Source organism: Caulobacter sp. GW821-FHT09B11 (genome assembly GCF_059418205.1).
The window spans coordinates 118,813-134,631 of record NZ_JBWKPK010000010.1; the positions used below are offsets into that span (position 1 = coordinate 118,813).

The 15,819-nt window shown below is 70.0% G+C and carries 16 protein-coding genes; 11 read left to right on the plus strand and 5 right to left on the minus strand.

What is annotated here, in order from left to right; translation table 11 throughout:
- Positions 1–191: 191 nt before the first annotated feature.
- The 3 genes from AC07N1_RS09895 (at position 192) to AC07N1_RS09905 (ending at position 2,794) form a co-directional block, all read left to right on the plus strand.
- A complete protein-coding gene (locus tag AC07N1_RS09895) occupies positions 192–1,442 on the plus strand; it encodes a dicarboxylate/amino acid:cation symporter (RefSeq protein WP_494671639.1) in 1,251 nt (416 codons plus the stop codon).
- Positions 1,443–1,855: 413 nt separating this feature from the next.
- Positions 1,856–2,272, plus strand: a complete 417-nt coding sequence (locus AC07N1_RS09900; RefSeq protein ID WP_494671640.1) for a DUF6491 family protein — start codon at positions 1,856–1,858, stop codon at positions 2,270–2,272.
- Between the two features lie 90 nt (positions 2,273–2,362).
- Entirely contained in the window at positions 2,363–2,794 is a 432-nt protein-coding gene (locus AC07N1_RS09905) for a YidB family protein (protein WP_494671641.1), read from the plus strand.
- 7 nt (positions 2,795–2,801) lie between these two features.
- Here the strand turns inward: AC07N1_RS09905 and AC07N1_RS09910 are convergent, their stop codons facing one another.
- From AC07N1_RS09910 to AC07N1_RS09920, 3 genes are all read right to left on the minus strand, one after another.
- On the minus strand, positions 2,802–3,500 hold the full coding sequence (locus AC07N1_RS09910; protein WP_494671642.1) for a hypothetical protein: 699 nt from the start codon (positions 3,498–3,500) through the stop codon (positions 2,802–2,804).
- 18 nt (positions 3,501–3,518) lie between these two features.
- Entirely contained in the window at positions 3,519–4,382 is an 864-nt protein-coding gene (locus AC07N1_RS09915) for a 2-dehydropantoate 2-reductase (protein ID WP_494671643.1), read from the minus strand.
- A gap of 72 nt (positions 4,383–4,454) precedes the next feature.
- A complete protein-coding gene (locus AC07N1_RS09920) occupies positions 4,455–5,495 on the minus strand; it encodes a ribonucleotide-diphosphate reductase subunit beta (protein ID WP_110121697.1) in 1,041 nt (346 codons plus the stop codon).
- A 132-nt stretch (positions 5,496–5,627) separates the two neighbouring features.
- Between AC07N1_RS09920 and AC07N1_RS09925 the strand changes: the two genes are divergently transcribed.
- The 3 genes from AC07N1_RS09925 (at position 5,628) to AC07N1_RS09935 (ending at position 8,462) form a co-directional block, all read left to right on the plus strand.
- The gene (locus AC07N1_RS09925) at positions 5,628–6,299 is read left to right on the plus strand and encodes a glutathione S-transferase family protein (protein WP_494671678.1); all 672 of its coding nucleotides are present in this window, start codon (positions 5,628–5,630) and stop codon (positions 6,297–6,299) included.
- A 386-nt stretch (positions 6,300–6,685) separates the two neighbouring features.
- Entirely contained in the window at positions 6,686–7,732 is a 1,047-nt protein-coding gene (locus AC07N1_RS09930) for an aspartate-semialdehyde dehydrogenase (RefSeq protein WP_494671644.1), read from the plus strand.
- 124 nt (positions 7,733–7,856) lie between these two features.
- On the plus strand, positions 7,857–8,462 hold the full coding sequence (locus AC07N1_RS09935) for a hypothetical protein (RefSeq protein ID WP_494671645.1): 606 nt from the start codon (positions 7,857–7,859) through the stop codon (positions 8,460–8,462).
- 96 nt (positions 8,463–8,558) lie between these two features.
- Here the strand turns inward: AC07N1_RS09935 and AC07N1_RS09940 are convergent, their stop codons facing one another.
- Complete coding sequence (locus AC07N1_RS09940; protein WP_494671646.1) at positions 8,559–9,551, minus strand: LysR family transcriptional regulator; 993 nt, start codon at positions 9,549–9,551, stop codon at positions 8,559–8,561.
- Positions 9,552–9,650: 99 nt separating this feature from the next.
- Here AC07N1_RS09940 and AC07N1_RS09945 point away from each other — a divergent pair, with 99 nt between their 5' ends.
- The 5 genes from AC07N1_RS09945 to AC07N1_RS09965 all read left to right on the plus strand — a co-directional run bounded on the left by AC07N1_RS09945 (position 9,651) and on the right by AC07N1_RS09965 (position 15,147).
- The gene (locus AC07N1_RS09945) at positions 9,651–10,817 is read left to right on the plus strand and encodes an MFS transporter (protein WP_494671647.1); all 1,167 of its coding nucleotides are present in this window, start codon (positions 9,651–9,653) and stop codon (positions 10,815–10,817) included.
- A gap of 247 nt (positions 10,818–11,064) precedes the next feature.
- Positions 11,065–12,099, plus strand: coding sequence for an aldo/keto reductase (locus tag AC07N1_RS09950; RefSeq protein ID WP_494671648.1), 1,035 nt, complete (start codon positions 11,065–11,067; stop codon positions 12,097–12,099).
- 251 nt (positions 12,100–12,350) lie between these two features.
- Positions 12,351–13,118, plus strand: coding sequence for a sulfite exporter TauE/SafE family protein (locus AC07N1_RS09955; protein ID WP_494671649.1), 768 nt, complete (start codon positions 12,351–12,353; stop codon positions 13,116–13,118).
- A gap of 86 nt (positions 13,119–13,204) precedes the next feature.
- The gene (trhA, locus tag AC07N1_RS09960) at positions 13,205–13,870 is read left to right on the plus strand and encodes a PAQR family membrane homeostasis protein TrhA (RefSeq protein ID WP_494671650.1); all 666 of its coding nucleotides are present in this window, start codon (positions 13,205–13,207) and stop codon (positions 13,868–13,870) included.
- 5 nt (positions 13,871–13,875) lie between these two features.
- Positions 13,876–15,147 (plus strand): patatin-like phospholipase family protein, encoded by a 1,272-nt coding sequence (locus AC07N1_RS09965; protein WP_494671651.1) that lies wholly within the window; start codon positions 13,876–13,878, stop codon positions 15,145–15,147.
- A 4-nt stretch (positions 15,148–15,151) separates the two neighbouring features.
- On the opposite strand, the gene AC07N1_RS09970 is transcribed toward AC07N1_RS09965, so the two are convergent.
- A complete protein-coding gene (locus AC07N1_RS09970; protein ID WP_494671652.1) occupies positions 15,152–15,757 on the minus strand; it encodes a hypothetical protein in 606 nt (201 codons plus the stop codon).
- Positions 15,758–15,819 lie beyond the last annotated feature (62 nt).

The following is a 15,819-nucleotide window of genomic DNA, read 5'->3' on the forward strand; positions in this document are numbered from 1 at the left end:
CTGTTTATCCGGCGTGGCGTGCAGCAAGCCGGCCAAGATCACCTCTAGGGCATGGACGAACCCAGGTTCGTCGGCCACAAGGGCGGAAATGCTCAAATAAGGAGCGAATGGCGGCGCGGACCTTCTCGCGCGTCTTTCCTCCATAATACAGAACACTTCCGTCGACGCCGACGGCGCGCCAGGGGGCCCCGATGAACAAACGCTTCGCCTATCTGATCATCGGCGCGATGGTGCTGGGGGTGCTCGTCGGCTGGGGGTGCAACCAGTTCCTCGACGCCGAAGGGGCCAAGTCGGCGGCTTCGGGCCTGTCTCTGATCACCGACATTTTCCTGCGCCTGATCAAGATGATCATCGCGCCCCTGGTGTTCACCACCCTGGTCGCCGGCATCGCCCACATGGAGGACGCCGCCGCGGTGGGCCGCATCGGGGCCAAGACCCTGGGCTGGTTCATCGGCGCCTCGGCCGTCTCCCTGCTGCTGGGCCTCCTGATGGTTCACCTGCTGCAGCCGGGCCATGGCCTGCATCTGGTGGAGGCCGCGGTTTCCTCCAAGCCCGCCGCCTCGACCGACGCCTTCACGCTGAAGGGCTTCATCACCCACCTGGTGCCGACCTCGATCTTCGACGCCATGGCCAAGAACGAGATCCTGCAGATCGTCGTCTTCTCGCTGTTCGTCGGCACCGCGGTCGCCGCGCTCGACGACAAGGCCCCGCAGGTGCTGCACCTGGTCGAGCAGTGCGCCCAGATCATGCTCAAGGTCACCGGCTTCGTCATGAAGCTGGCCCCGCTGGCGATCTTCGCGGCCCTGGCCTCGACCATCGCCACCCAGGGCCTGGCCATGCTGGGCGCCTACGCCAAGTTCGTGCTGGGCTTCTACGCGACCATGGGCACGCTGTGGGTGCTCCTCTTCGCCGCCGCCTTCGTGGTGCTGGGCAAGCGCGCCATCCCGCTGTTCGGGGTGATCCGCGAACCGGCTCTGCTGGCCTTCTCGACCGCCTCGTCGGAAGCCGCCTACCCCCGCATCCTCGACAGCCTGCCCAAGGTGGGCGTGCGCCGCCGCATCGTCTCGTTCGTCCTGCCGCTGGGCTATTCGTTCAATCTCGACGGCTCGATGCTCTACTGCACCTTCGCCACCATGTTCATCATGCAGGCCCACGGCGTGCACCTGACCATCCAGCAGCAGATCTTCATGCTGCTGCTGCTGATGGTGACCTCCAAGGGCATCGCCGGCGTGCCGCGCGCCTCGCTGGTGGTGATCATGGCCACCCTCACCTATTTCGGCCTGCCCGAGGCCTGGATCGCCCTGGTGCTGGGCGTCGACCACCTGCTCGACATGGGCCGCTCGGCGACCAACGTCGTCGGCAACTCGGTCGCCGCCGCCGTCGTGGCCAAGTGGGAGGGGGAGCTGGAGGATATGCCGGAGGCCGAGGCCGCCAAAGCCTGATCCTTTCTCCGTAAAATCCCCGCGAAAGCGGGGACCCAGGCGTTTTATCGTCGAGCGCCCCGCGTTTCAGAAAAAGCCTGGGCCCCCGCTTTCGCGGGGGTTTTACGGTTTGGGGGTGGGGGGGGTGAGCGATGCCCCCAACAACACCGCCTCCCTCGCCCTCGTGGCGAAGGCCCATGCCGGCCGCTGCTCAGACCCAGACCGCATTCAAAAGGTCTGAGCAGGCTGAACCATGGGTCCTGGGCACAAGGCCCAGGAAAGCGAAGAGGGGATGCGGTCATCGGAAAAGCGGATCGAGCGCGGGAAGCCGCAAAACCTTCCCCCTCCCCGGCCCAAAAATGGGACGCCTTGACCATTGACGGCGGCCTCGTCAGGCCCAATCTTTCGCGCGAGGGACTGTAAGGACAAACGCTATGGTCAAGCTGAAAACCATCGCCCGAGCCACGCTGGTCGGGGCCGGCCTGGCCGGCGCGCTTCTCGCGGCCCCGGCTCTGGCCGACGAAACCGCCGCGCCGCAGAAGGCCCAGCGCCAGTGCTTCCAGCTGTCGGACTGGCAGGGCTGGAGCGCCCCCGACAAGAACACCCTCTACATGAAGGTGCGCAATCGCGACGTCTACAAGGTCGACCTCGCCTGGGGCAGCAACCAGCTAACCTGGCCGGGCAACTTCCTGGTCTCGACCGTCCGCGGCATCGACACCGTCTGCAACCCGATCGACCTGGACCTCAAGGTCTCCGACAGCAGCGGCTTCGCCATGCCGATCCGCGCCAAGACCATCACCAAGCTGACGCCGGAAGAGATCGCCGCCATCCCCAAGAAGGACCGGCCGTAACCGACCGCGCATCCATCGCTGTTTCGTGAAAGGCGCGGATCGCAGGGTCCGCGCCTTTTCTCTTGGCCGCGCGCCGGGTCCGGGCTCTTAATGCCGCAACGTCGGGTCCACGACGGACTGGCGATCGAGCGGAGCGACACCATGGGTCTGCTGGACAATCTGACGGGTCTGCTGGGCGGCCAGGGCGACCTGGCCGAGGCGGTCAAGAGCCTGGGCGTGGCGGGCGGGGTCGGCGGCCTCGTCGACGCCTTCCAGAAGGGCGGCCTGGGCGAAGTCGCACAGTCGTGGGTCGCCAGCGGCCACAACCTGCCGGTCTCGGCCGAACAGATCCAGGCCGTGCTCGGCTCGGGCGCCGTCGGCCAGTTCGCCGAGAAGCTGGGCGTCGATCCGCAGACGGCGGCCGCCAAGCTGTCGGAGATTCTGCCGGGCCTCGTCGACCAGCTGACCCCAGGCGGCAAGCTGCCTGACGAGGGCATCGGCGGCGCGGTCGGCGACCTGCTGGGCGGCTTCCTGAAGAGCTAGGCCGACATCAGGGCGCGAGGCGCGCCAGCCGGCGCGCCTCGGCCAGGAACGGCGCGGAGTCATTGACAAGGAAAGCGTGGGTGATGAGCGGCGGGGGCTCGTCGCGCTCGAACGTGAAGACCAGATAGGTCGCCCGGCTGCTCATCCGTCGCGAGAAGACCACGCCGTCGCAGTTGGCCCCGGCATGGTTCTCGAGGCGTGCGCCCCAGACCGCCGGCCCATCGTTCCAATGCATCAGAGGCTCGGCCGGCGGGGCGTCGGTCACCGTGATGAAAGCGCTGGCTTCGACCCAGTCGACGGGCGCGCGCCCCTTCAACGTCTCCAGGACGTGAACCCTCGCCTCTCCGGCCTGGCAGGCCTCGCTGGCCTGTTCGACCCGCCGCAACTCGGCCTCACGCTCAGCCTTCTTGGCTTTCGAGGCGCGTCGTTCCAACGGCGGAGGACCAAGGTCGTAGAAATCGCAGAACATCGTCCACGCGCCGTCGCCGTGCTTGCCGGCGTCGCTGACCGAAACGATATGGACGCCGTTCGCCCGCGCGAACGCCTGCCCGAAGTCTTCGCGCCAGTCCTGCGTGAGGGCGATCACGCCTGGATTGTGGGCGCGACTGCAAGCCGACGCCTCCGACCAGCACTGCAGGCTCATCAGGGCGACGACGGCGGCGGCGAGAGTCCTCATGGCGCCATGACGCCGCAAACCGTTGGTCATGGCAAGGCTCGCCCCGCCCTACTCCCCCGCCGCCTCCAGCAGGGCGACCACCATGGCGTTGACCGGGGTCGCGATCCCGTGGGCCGCGCCCTTGCGGACGATGACGCCGTTGCGGGCGTCGATCTCCATGGGGCGGCCGGCCAGGCGGTCGGCGTGCAGGGAGTTGACCCCGTCCGGCGGGCTGGCGCGATAGCCCGCCACCACTTCATCCGGCAGCTCCAGCGGCAGGTCAGCGCCTTCCGCGCGGCCCACGGCGACGCACTCGGCCGCCAGGTCGCGCATGATCGCGGCGACGTCGTCGCGGCGGGCGACGCCGGCCGGCTTCAGGGTCAGGGCGCTGACGGCGCCGGCGCAGTTGAGGGCCAGCTTGCGCCAGGCGACGGTCTTGAAGTCGTCGGTGGTCGCCACCTCGATCGGCGTATGGGCCAGGAGGCCGGCGAAGGCCTCGCCCGCCGCCCCGGCCGGAACCTTGATCCAGCCCAGCCGCCGCTGGCGGATCACGCCGGGCGCAGTGCGTTCGGCCGGGATGTCGACCACCGCCGGGACGATGCGCTCGGCCGGCAGGTAGGAGCTGAAGCGCTCGACGTGCTCGACGCCGTTCTGCAGCACCGCCACCCGCGTGTCGGGGCCGACCAGCCCGGCCAGCCAGACCGCGGCGCCGGCGGCGTCATAGGTCTTGGTGGTGACCAGCACCCAGTCGTGGGGCGCAGCCTCCGCCGGATCGGTCAGCACCGTTGGCGTGGCGACCAGCGTCCGCTCCGGCGTCTCGACCTCCAGCCGCGTAAAGGCGGTGCGGGCGCACAGGGTCACCTCGTGGACCTGCGAAAGCCAGGCCGCCAGGGTTCCACCGACCGCGCCGGGACCAATCACCGCGATGCGCATGCATGCTCTCCAGAACGAAAAACGCCGCCCGGCTTAGCGGGCGGCGTCAATCTCGTCACGACGGTTCGGCGACTAGTGGTCGGCCGAAACGATGTCGGTGCGCTTCTGCAGCATGGCCTCGAAGCTCGACCACACGCCGTCGGCGCCGTGCCACTGGCCCTTGGTCGCGGCCTTGGAATATTCCGTGGCGCGGGCCTCGAAGAAGTTGGCGTGCTCGACGCCGCTGAGCAGGGCCTGCAGCCACGGCAGCGGGTTTTCCTTCACGCCGTAGACTTCCGGCAGGTCCAGCTGGCGCAGGCGCCAGTCGGCGACGAAGCGGATGTACTGCTTGATGTCGTCGGGCGTCATGCCCTGGATGTCGCCGGCCTCGAAGGCCAGGTCGATGAAGTTGTCCTCCATGCCGACCACGGTCTTGCAGCAGTCGACGATGTCGTCGGCCACGCTCTTGGTGACCGCGCCGGTCTCCTTGTTGAAGGCGTGGTACAGCTTGATGATGCCGTCGCAGTGCAGGCTCTCGTCGCGGATCGACCACGAGACGATCTGGCCCATGCCCTTCATCTTGTTGAAGCGCGGGAAGTTCATCAGCATCGCGAACGAGGCGAACAGCTGCAGGCCCTCGGTGAAGCCGCCGAACATGGCCAGCGTGCGGGCGATGTCGGCGTGGCTGTCGACGCCGAAGGTCTGCATGTAGTCATGCTTGGCCTTCATGGCCTCGTATTCCATGAACGCCGAGAACTCGGTCTCGGGCATGCCGATGGTCTCGAGGAGCAGGGCGTAGGCCGCGATATGGATCGTCTCCATGTTCGCGAACGAAGCCAGCATCATCTTCACCTCGGTCGGTTTGAACACCCGACCGTAGCGCTCCATGTAGTTGTCCTGCACCTCGACGTCGGACTGGGTGAAGAAGCGGAAGATCTGCGTCAGCAGATTGCGCTCCTTGTCGTTCAGCTTGACGGCCCAGTCCTTGAGGTCCTCGCCCAGCGGCACCTCTTCCGGCATCCAGTGGACCTGCTGCTGCTTCTTCCAGAAGTCATAGGCCCAGGGATAGCGGAAGGGCTTGTAGCCGCCTGAGGGGATCATGAGGCCGGGCGTGGTGATCAGCGAGGCGGACATGGCGGTCTCCAGAGCGGGCGGACGCGAATCGAGCGGACGAGTAGGATCTAGATAGCGCAGGGCGACGGCGCGCATCTAGTGGTCAGATTGTCTCAGCACACAAGATGTTGTGGGCAGAATGGGTAACCAATGATGAATCGAGCTTACACCATCTATGGCGCGCTTGGCTCGGGCTCGGTCCCCGTCGAAGCGACTTTGACCCTATTGGGGCATCCCTACACGGTCATCGAGGCGCCCACCTGGGAGGGCGCGGCCCAACAGGCCAAGGTCGCGGGCGTCAATCCGATGAAGCAGATCCCGGCCCTTGTCACCCCCGACGGCGAGACGATCACCGAGAGCGCGGCGATCCTGATCTGGCTGGCCGACAACCATCCGGAAGCTAGGCTGGGGCCGGCCGTCGGCGATCCGCGCCGGGGCCAGTTCCTGCGCTGGATGACCTTCATCCCGGCCTCGATCTATTCGCTGTTCTGGGTGCGCGACGATCCCTCGCGGCTGGCCGGGCCGGATCCGGAGGCCCAAGCCCGCGTCAAGGCCGCCACCGCCGACCGCATCGCCGACTGCTGGGCGATGATGGACGCCCAGGTCGAGCCCGGCGCCTACATCCTGGGCGACGAGCTGACCGTGCTCGACCTCTATGTCGCCGTCGTCAGCCGCTGGGGCTCGCGCCGGGTGCGGTTCTACGACCGCGCGCCGAAGATGGCCGACGTGGTGCGGCGGGTGGATAGCGATCCGCGGCTGGCGGGGTTCTGGGAGAAGCGCTTCCCGTTCGTGGAGGGGTGGGAGAAGAACGGCGCGCAAACCTGATCCTTCTCCCCTTGCGGGAGAAGGTGGCGGCGAAGCCGACGGATGAGGGGTCTCTCAAACGAAACCCGCCCAACCTAGCCTTGCCGCCGCCGCAGCGGATCGGTCTGAGAGACCCCTCACCCGACCTCCTTCGGAGGCCACCCTCTCCCGCAAGGGGAGAGGGATCGCGCTTTACGCGGCGCCGCTTGCCCGCTATCAACCCGCTCGATGCAATTGGCCGCGACCAAAATTATTACCCGCAAAACGACCCGCTTCGGCGGGGCGGCGGGTATGCGCGCGATCTGACGCAAGCATCCCCAGACCAGCCCCGCACTGCGCGGGGCGGCTCTCTTGATCACGAGACCTGACGGCTCCCCGCGCTCCACATCACTTGGAGACGCACGACCATGAGCCACAAGTTTTCCCTTTCGAACCCGCCGCATGTCGGCGTCGTCGGCGCCACCGGCCTGGTGGGCGGCATGATGCTGAAGCTGCTGGCCGAGCGGGACTTCCCGCTGGCCTCGCTGCGGGTCTTCGCCTCGGCCCGCTCGGCCGGTCAGGCCCTGGCCTGGAAGGACGGGTCGGTGACGGTGGAGGACGCCGCCGGCGCCGACTTCGCCGGCCTCGACATCGTGTTCTTCTCGGCCGGCGGCGACACCTCGCGCGAACTGGCCCCCAAGGCCGCCGCGGCCGGGGCGATCGTCATCGACAACTCCTCGGCCTGGCGCAGCGACCCCGACGTGCCGCTGGTGGTGTCGGAGGTGAACCCCGACGCCCTGGCCGTGATCCCCAAGGGCATCGTCGCCAATCCCAACTGCACCACCATGGCCGCCATGCCGGCCCTGAAGCCGCTGCACGACCGCGCGGGCCTCAAGCGCCTGACCGTCAGCACCTACCAGGCCGCCTCGGGCGGCGGGGTCGAGGGCATCCGGGTGCTGTCCGAGCAGGTGCAGGCCGGCGCGGCCGGCGATCTCGACGGCCTGGCCCTGTCGCCGGACGCCGCCCCCCTGCCCGAGCCGCAGAAGTGGGCCGTGCCCCTGGCCTACAACGTGGTGCCGCTGAACTACGTGCTGGGCGAGGACGGCTATACCGAGGAGGAGCTGAAGCTGCGCGACGAGAGCCGCAAGATTCTGGGCCTGCCCGACCTGCCGGTCACCGGCACCTGCGTGCGGGTGCCGGTGTTCAGCGGCCATGCCCTCTCGATCAACGCCGAGTTCGAGCGGCCGATCTCGGTGGCCGAGGCCCTGGAGCTGCTGGGCGCCGCGCCGGGCGTGGTGCTGGACGATGTGCCCAACCCCTTGGCCGCCACCGGCCAGGATCCGGTGTTCGTCGGCCGCGTGCGTCCCGACCCGACGGTCGAACACGGCCTGGCGCTCTTCGTGGTCGGCGACAACCTGCGCAAGGGCGCGGCGCTGAACGCCGTGCAGGTGGCCGAGGTGCTGGTCGGCGGCTGACGCTGATTGAGGGCGCTTGCCGCACGGCGAGCGCCCTCCCCTCTAGGCGCGACAGCATGCCGCGCAGCCCTGGGGCGAGCGTTCATCCCCTCTTCACCGCGCGGGCGCGATGGCTGTCGGCAGGATGAAGATTTCGCAGCTTTCGACCACCGACACGGGCGCTTTGGCCGCCCCCGTCGCCTATCCCGGGGGGACGGCGGCCGCGACGGCCGCGCTCAACGACACGACGGGATCGGTCGGGCTGGACCAGCAGCTGGGCGCCTATCACGCCCTGGCCGAGCGCTGGGCCGGCGCGGGCCACGGCGAGCGCGCGGGCCTCTCCCAGGCGCTCAACGAGTCGCCCTTCGCCAAGACCGTGCAGTCGGCGCTGAACACCTTCACCAAGGCCGCCTGGGCCGGCTCCGACGCCGCCCAGCCGGTTCCCCAGCAGAAGGCGCTGGACGCCTTCGACGGCCTCTCCGAGACCGACCAGACCATCGTCGCCTCGCTGCAGGTCGGCGTGCCCGGCGCCAAGGGGCCGGCCACCGTCGGCGACTACCGCGCCCGCCTGCAGTCCGACCGCGACGCCGCCCAGCCCTCGGCCACGCCGCGCGACACCGTCACCCTCTCACCCGAAGCCCAGGCCCGCCTGGCCGGCGGAGCCGCGCCCGAGACGGCCGCCGCGCCGGCCGTGGAAGCGACCCCGGAGATGGCGGCGGCGATCAGCGCCTACGGCAAGGCGGCGGGGTAGTCCTTTTATCTCCCGTCATTCCCGCCCTTGTGGCGGGAACCCCTCTGTCAGCCGCAAGGGCGAGAGGGGCGACGTGCTGAGCACGTCGCTTGCATTTCACATGCGGGCGGAAACAGGGTTTCCCGCCACAAGGGCGGGAATGACGGGCTGATTGGGGAAGTGATCGAGCGCCGCCGGTTCGCCCTTGCCCACGGTTACCTCGCCCGCCAGCCAGTCGATGAAGGCCCGCACCCGGGCCGGCAGTTGGCCGCCGTGGCCGACATAGACGGCGTGGATCAGTTCGATGTCGCCGGGATTGAAGGCCTCCAGCACCGGGACCAGGCGCCCCGCGGCGATGTCGGGGCCGACGTGCAGCACCGACAGCCGGGCGATCCCCTGCCCGGCCAGGGCCAGCACGCGGGCGCTCTCGCCGTCGCCGACCTCGGCCCGGCCGTGGACCGGGCGGAAGACGCCCTCGCCGTCGATCAGGAACGGCCAGGAGTCGCAGTGGCGGGCGAAGTTGAAGGTGATCAGTTCGTGACGAGGCAGGTCGTCGGGGTGGGCGGGCGTCCCGGCGCCCGCCAGATAGGCCGGCGAGGCGACCAGCACCATCCGGCTCTGGGCGATCTTGCGGGCCATCAGCTGCGAGGCCCGCATGGGCCCGACGCGGATCGCCACGTCGGCCCGCTCGTCCATCAGGTCGATCACCTGGTCGGTGACGGTGATGTCGAGCTGGATGTCGGGGTGGGCGGCCAGGAACCTCGGGGCCAGGGGCAGCAGGTAGTGCTGGCCGAACGGCACGCTGGAATTGACCCGCACACGGCCGCGCGGGGCGGCGCTGGCAGCCACGGCGCGCTCGGCCTCGTCGAGGTCGGCCAGCACCCGCAGCGAGTGCTCGTGGAAGGTCTGGCCCTCGGCGGTCAGGGTCAGCTTGCGGGTCGAGCGGTTGACCAGCCGCGCGCCGAGCCGCGCCTCCAGCCGGGCCACCAGCTTGCTGACCGCCGACGGCGTCATCCGCAAGCTGCGCGCCGCGGACGAGAAGCCGCCCTGCTCCACCACCCGGACGAAGACCTCCATCTCGGCGGTGCGATTGATTTCCTGCCGCGCCATAGCGCCTTCAATTCACAAGTGATGATCCTTCCGGCAATCTAATTCATCGAACGCGCCAACGCTATCTGACGGTCCGCACATTCACCGGAGCCGGCCGTCATGCCCCTCGCCCTCTATGCCCTGACCGTCGGCGCCTTCGGCATCGGCGTCACCGAGTTCGTCATCATGGGCCTGCTGTTGCAGGTCTCGGCCGATCTCGGCGTCTCGATCCCCACGGCCGGCTGGCTGACCACCGGCTACGCCCTGGGCGTCTTCGTCGGCGCGCCGATCCTGACCCTGGCCACGCGCCGCCTGCCGCCCAAGACCACGCTGCTGGCGCTGATGGCCATCTTCACCCTGGGCAACCTGGCCGCCGCCCTGGCGCCGAACTTCGCCCTGCTGATGGGCGCGCGGATCGTCACGGCCCTGGCCCACGGCACCTTCTTCGGCGTCGGCTCGCTGGTCGCCGTCAGCCTCGTGCCGCCCGAGCGCAAGGCCTCGGCCATCGCCATCATGTTCACCGGCCTGACCCTGGCCACCCTGCTGGGCGTGCCGTTCGGGGCCTGGCTGGGCCTGGCCTTCGGCTGGCGCTCGACCTTCTGGGCGGTGGCCGCCATCGGCGCCCTGGCGCTCGTGATCCTGGCCCTGCTGGTCCCCAAGGGCGACAAGGCCGTCGATCCCGCGCCCCTGAAGGAAGAGTTCGCCGTCCTGGCACGTCCGCAGGTGCAGCTGGGCCTGGTGATGACGGTGCTCGGTTTCGGCGGGGTGTTCGCGGTGTTCACCTACATCCAGCCGATCCTGACGCAGCTGGCCGGCTTCTCGGAGGCCGCCGTCTCGCCGATCCTGCTGGTGTTCGGCGCGGGCCTGGTGGCCGGCAACCTGCTGGGCGGCCGCTGGGCCGACAGGAACCTCAACGCCGCCCTGGCCGGCAGCATCGCCGTCCTGACCGTGGTCATGCTGGCCTCGGGCTGGGCGTTCCACGACAAGATCGGCGCGGTGCTGGCCGCCTTCCTGCTGGGCGCGGCCGCCTTCGCCACCGTCGCCCCGCTGCAGATGCGGGTGCTCAGCCAGGCCGGCGGCGCGGGCAAGGGCCTGGCCTCCAGCCTCAACATCGCCGCCTTCAACCTCGGCAACGCCATCGGCGCGGCCCTGGGCGGCGCGGTGATCGCCCACGGCGCGGGCCTGGCGGCCATCGCCCCGATCGCGGCCCTGGTGCCGATGGCCGCCCTCGCCCTGGCGGCGCTGAGCCTTGGCCTGGAACGCCGCGAGAAACTGGCGGCGGCCTGAGCCGATATCTCCTCCCCCGCTTGCGGGGGAGGGGGACCGCGAAGCGGTGGAGGGGGCGAGTTCAAGCTCGGCGCTCCGTCACTCGCCCCCTCCGTCACGGCGCTGATAGCGCCGCGCCACCTCCCCCGCTTCGCGAGGGAGGAGCTAGCCCCCAGGCCGAAAGTCGGATCGAGCAAGAACCGCTTCTCCGGGAGCGCTATCGCCGACCGGCCGGGATCCCTTCCCCGTCTTCCTCAGGAGACCTCCCATGGAATACCGCACGCTCGGCCGGTCCGGCCTCAAGGTCCCCGCCCTCAGCTTCGGCGCCGGCACGTTCGGCGGCCAGGGGCCGTTGTTCAGCGCCTGGGGCGACACCCGGGTCGAGGAGGCCCGGCGGCTGATCGACATCTGCCTGGAGGCCGGCGTCACCCTGTTCGACACCGCCGACGTCTATTCGAACGGCGCCTCCGAGGAGATCCTCGGCGAGGCCCTGGCCGGCCGCCGCGACGAGGCGCTGATCTCCACCAAGCTCGGCCTGCCGATGGGCGACGGGCCGCTCGAGGCCGGGGCCTCGCGCCTGCGGCTGGTGCGCGGCGTCGAGGCGGCGCTGAAGCGGCTGAAGACCGACCGCATCGACCTCTTGCAACTGCACGCCTTCGACGGGACGACACCGGTGGAGGAGACGCTGTCGGCCCTCGACGACCTCGTGCGCGCCGGCAAGGTGCTCTATGTCGGCGCCTCCAACTTCGCCGGCTGGGAGCTGATGAAGTCGCTGGCCGCCGCCGACCGCCACGGCTGGCCCCGCTATGTCGCCCACCAGGCCTATTACTCGCTGGCCGGCCGCGACTACGAGTGGGAGCTGATGCCGCTGGCCGCCGACCAGGGCGTCGGCGCCATGGTCTGGAGCCCGCTGGGCTGGGGCCGCCTGACGGGCAAGATCCGCCGGGGCCAGCCGCTGCCGGAAACCAGCCGCCTGCACCAGACCGCCGACGCCGGCCCGCCGGTCGACGACGAGCGCCTCTACCGCATCGTCGACGCCCTGGACGCCATCGCCGCCGAGACCGGCAAGACCGTGCCGCAGATCGCCATCAACTGGCTGCTGCGCCGCCCCACCGTTTCCAGCGTCATCGTCGGCGCCCGCACCGAGGAGCAGCTGCGCCAGAACCTCGGCGCCGTCGGCTGGAGCCTGAGCCCCGAACAGGTCGCCGCCCTGGACGCCGCCAGTGCGGTCACCCCGGCCTATCCCTACTACCCCTACTGGCGCGAAGGCGGCTTCCGACAGGTGAACCCGCCGCTGGTGTAGGGCGTCGGAACGCCCTCGGGAAAACTCAGGATCATCGTCCCGTAATTTGCTCGTCATCCCGGAAAGCCCGAAGGGCTTATCCGGGACCCAGGGGCCAAGCGCAGTGCGGCCGCCCCTGGGTCCCGGCTCTGCGGTCCGCTACGCGGCCCTCCGGCCGGGATGACGGCTGAAGGGGCGTCGAGTGCGAAGCCGGGAAATACGGCGGGCGGCTCCCCATGGCCCGTCCGGCCGCCGCCTGCTAAGCCCCCGCCATGCTCACCGATCCCTTCTTCTACGCCGTCGCCGTTCCCGCCGTGATCCTGGTGGGCCTGGCCAAGGGCGGGTTCGCGGGGATCGGGGTGGTGGCCACGCCCCTGCTGGCCCTGGCCGTCGGGCCGGTGAAGGCCGCGGCGATCCTGCTGCCGCTCTTGATCCTGCAGGACGTCGTCGGCGTCTGGTCCTATCGCAAGACCTGGGACAAGGGCCTGCTGATCCTGATGGTCCCGCCGGCCGCGGTCGGCATCTTCCTGGGCTGGGCCCTGGCGGCGCTGGTGTCGTCGTCGGCGGTGGAGCTGGCGGTCGGGCTGGTGTCGGTGCTGTTCGCCGCCCAGCGCCTGTGGGCCGAGCGGGCGGTCAAGGCCGCCGCCGCGATCGAGGCCACGCCCGGCCGGCCGTGGCTGGGCGCCCTGTGCGGCATGGCCTCGGGCTTCACCAGCCAGATCTCCCACGCCGGCGGCCCGCCGTTCCAGATCTACGTCCTGCCCCGCCGCCTGCCGCGCGACGTCTTCGTGGGCACCAGCGCCATCTTCTTCGCCATCGTCAACTGGATGAAGATGCCGGCCTACCTGGCGCTCGGCCAGTTCACGCCTAGCGTGCTGACCGCCGTGGCCGTGCTGACGCCCCTGGCCCTGGCCTCCACCTGGGCTGGCGTCTGGCTGGTGCGGCGCGTGCCGGCCGAGGGCTTCTACAAGGTGATCTACGTCCTGCTGATCCTGGTCGGAACCAAGCTGGCCTGGGACGGATTGATGGGCCTGGCGTGATCATCGGTCACGCTTGCCTTGCGCCCTTTCGGCGCCATGATGATCGACGTTTATACGTCACCCAATTCGACTAGGCTGGGCGGGCCATGACGATCTCAGACTTCACCAAGCATTATCCCACGTCGGGCGCGAAGCTCGCCGACCTGATCGTGCACCTGGCGGGCCTGGCCTGCGCCCTGCTCGGCGGCGGCATCCTGCTGGGCCTGGCCTTCGGCCTGGGCTCGCTGAGCCAGATGGCCGCCATCGGGGTCTATACCCTGGGCATGGTGACCATGCTGTCGCTGTCGACCGCCTACAACTTCTCCAAGGCGCGCTGGCAGCCGCTGCTGCGCCGCTTCGACCATGCCGGCATCTTCATCATGATCGCCGCCTCCTACACGCCCTTCACCACCCAGAACCTGACCGGCTGGTGGGCCATCGGCATGACCGCCGCCGTCTGGGGCATCGCCGGGCTGGGCGTGCTGGCCAAGCTGTTCCTGCCGGGCCTCGACAAGCGCTTCTGGGTCGGCCTCTACATGGCCCTGGGCTGGCTGGTGCTGGTGGCCATCAAGCCGATGATCGAGGGCCTGTCGTGGGTGGCCCTGCTGCTGCTGGCCATCGGCGGCATCGTCTATTCCACCGGCACGATCTTCTACCTGATGCGCCGGCTGAAGTTCCGCCGCGCCATCTGGCACGGCCACGTGATCGGCGGCGCAGTCCTGCACTACGCGGCCGTGCTGGTCGGGGTGGTGCTGGCCGGCGCCCGGGCCTGACGCGCATGGCGCGCGACGGGGCTCACGACCACGGACCCGGCGGCACAGAGACCCGCCTCACCATCCAGGGCCTGCTGCGCGACTGGCGCGGACCCGATCCCCTGCGCGGCAAGCGCCTGCCCGCCCCGCTGGCCGGCGCCCACGCCGAGGCGGTCGGCTTTCCCGGCGTGCGCCTGTCGATCGAACAGGCCGAGGACGCGCTGAAGACCGCCGCCGACCGCCTGACGCCGGTGCGCTCGCTGATCGGCATGGACGAGTTCAACATCCTGGCCCTGTCGGGCGGGGCGGCCGGCGGCGCCTATGGCGCGGGCGTGCTGACGGGCCTGTCCAAGGCCGGCCGGCGGCCCCACTTCGCCATCGTCACCGGCGTCTCGACCGGCGCCCTGATCGCGCCCCTGGCCTTTCTGGGCCCGGAGTGGGACGACCGCCTGACCGACGCCTATCTGGGCGGCCACGCGGCCGAGCTGCTCAGCCTGCGCCGCCTGGCCCCGGCGCTGGGCCCCAGCATCTTCAAGGGCGAAAGCCTGGACGCCCTGGTCGAGCCCTTCGTCGACGAGACCCTGATCGAGGCCGTCGCCGTCGAGCACGCCCGCGGCCGCCGCCTGCTGATCGCCACCACCAATCTCGACAACCAGCGGGCCTCGATCTGGGACATGGGGGCCATCGCCACCCACGGCGGCCCCGAGGCCGTGAAGCTGTTCCGCGAGATCCTGGTGGCCTCGGCCTCGGTGCCGGGCCTGTTTCCGCCCAAGCTGTTCGACGTCGAGTGCGACGGCGAGCGGCGGCAGGAGATGCATGTCGACGGCGGCGTGGCCGCGCCGCTGTTCCTGATGCCCGACGCCCTGCTGCACTGGCGCAACCTCGGTTCGCGCGTCCGCCGCGGCCGGGTCTACGTCATCGTCAATACAGTGCTGGATCCCTCGCCGCGCTCGACCCCGCCGGGCGTGGCCTCGATCATGGGCCGCAGCTTCGAGACCATGCTGCGGTTCTCCTACCGCCAGGCCCTGAGCCTGGCCGAAGGCTTCTGCACGCGCCACAACCTGCCGCTCAGCGTGGCCTCGATCCCGGGCGACTTCGACGGCTTCAACATGCTGCGGTTCGACACCGTGACCATGCGCAAGATCTACGACAAGGCCGAGGCCCTGGCGATGGACGACAAGGTCTGGACCAGCCCGGCGCTGGAGCCGACCGGCTGGCGCGGCCTGTTCCGCCGCCCCGGCGGCCGCCCCAAGCCCGAGCCCGGCGCGATCAGCCTGGATCCCGGAACCGAGGGCTGAGCGCCTAGCGCCGCCAACGACGGCGGCGACGGCGGCCCAGGCCCTGGGTCTCCATGGCGCCGATGGCCTGGAAGGCCTCCCAGAAGCCGACCAGGGCCACCAGGCCCGGAAACAGCAGGAACTCCGGCTCGCTCATCGTGTCGAACAGCACCCCGCGCCGGCTCCAGAACCACAGCTGGTCTTCCGGCGTGAACAGCATCACGTCGTAGAGCATCGCGCGGATCATGACGTTGCGCATCCGCCCGTCGGCCAGGCGCTCGGCCCCGTAGGACACCGTCAGCCGGTAGGGCCGGTCCAGCGGCTGGCCCAGCGTCTTCAGCGCATCCTGCACGCACGGCCGCTGGCCGGTCGCGCCCTGCGGCGCGCAGTGCAGGGTCAGGATGCGTCCGTCGTTCAGCCGCATCAGATAGGCCTCGCGCGGCTGGAAGCCGGCGGCCACCATCACCTCGCCCTCGGCCGCGCGGATGTAGTCGGGCAGGCGCACGACGGGAGGCTTGAGGAGCGTCAGCACGCCCGGCCAGGCCAGCGCCGCGGCCAGCACAAGGCAGATCGTCGCCCCGACGACCCGTCCCGTGAAGGTCACCTCGCCCGCACTTTGCCGACCATACATGGATGACGCCCCCGTCCTGCCCGCCCCGTTCCTAGGCGAGCGGCGGGGCGCGGTCGAGGCGC

Coding starts and splice junctions, on each gene's coding strand:
- AC07N1_RS09895 (WP_494671639.1), top strand. CDS start 192: ATGAACAAACGCTTCGCCTATCTGATCATCGGCGCGATGGTGCTGGGG.
- AC07N1_RS09900 (WP_494671640.1), top strand. CDS start 1,856: ATGGTCAAGCTGAAAACCATCGCCCGAGCCACGCTGGTCGGGGCCGGC.
- AC07N1_RS09905 (WP_494671641.1), top strand. CDS start 2,363: ATGCCGCAACGTCGGGTCCACGACGGACTGGCGATCGAGCGGAGCGAC.
- AC07N1_RS09910 (WP_494671642.1), bottom strand. CDS start 3,500: ATGACCAACGGTTTGCGGCGTCATGGCGCCATGAGGACTCTCGCCGCC.
- AC07N1_RS09915 (WP_494671643.1), bottom strand. CDS start 4,382: ATGCGCATCGCGGTGATTGGTCCCGGCGCGGTCGGTGGAACCCTGGCG.
- AC07N1_RS09920 (WP_110121697.1), bottom strand. CDS start 5,495: ATGTCCGCCTCGCTGATCACCACGCCCGGCCTCATGATCCCCTCAGGC.
- AC07N1_RS09925 (WP_494671678.1), top strand. CDS start 5,628: ATGAATCGAGCTTACACCATCTATGGCGCGCTTGGCTCGGGCTCGGTC.
- AC07N1_RS09930 (WP_494671644.1), top strand. CDS start 6,686: ATGAGCCACAAGTTTTCCCTTTCGAACCCGCCGCATGTCGGCGTCGTC.
- AC07N1_RS09935 (WP_494671645.1), top strand. CDS start 7,857: ATGAAGATTTCGCAGCTTTCGACCACCGACACGGGCGCTTTGGCCGCC.
- AC07N1_RS09940 (WP_494671646.1), bottom strand. CDS start 9,551: ATGGCGCGGCAGGAAATCAATCGCACCGCCGAGATGGAGGTCTTCGTC.
- AC07N1_RS09945 (WP_494671647.1), top strand. CDS start 9,651: ATGCCCCTCGCCCTCTATGCCCTGACCGTCGGCGCCTTCGGCATCGGC.
- AC07N1_RS09950 (WP_494671648.1), top strand. CDS start 11,065: ATGGAATACCGCACGCTCGGCCGGTCCGGCCTCAAGGTCCCCGCCCTC.
- AC07N1_RS09955 (WP_494671649.1), top strand. CDS start 12,351: ATGCTCACCGATCCCTTCTTCTACGCCGTCGCCGTTCCCGCCGTGATC.
- trhA (WP_494671650.1), top strand. CDS start 13,205: ATGACGATCTCAGACTTCACCAAGCATTATCCCACGTCGGGCGCGAAG.
- AC07N1_RS09965 (WP_494671651.1), top strand. CDS start 13,876: ATGGCGCGCGACGGGGCTCACGACCACGGACCCGGCGGCACAGAGACC.
- AC07N1_RS09970 (WP_494671652.1), bottom strand. CDS start 15,757: ATGTATGGTCGGCAAAGTGCGGGCGAGGTGACCTTCACGGGACGGGTC.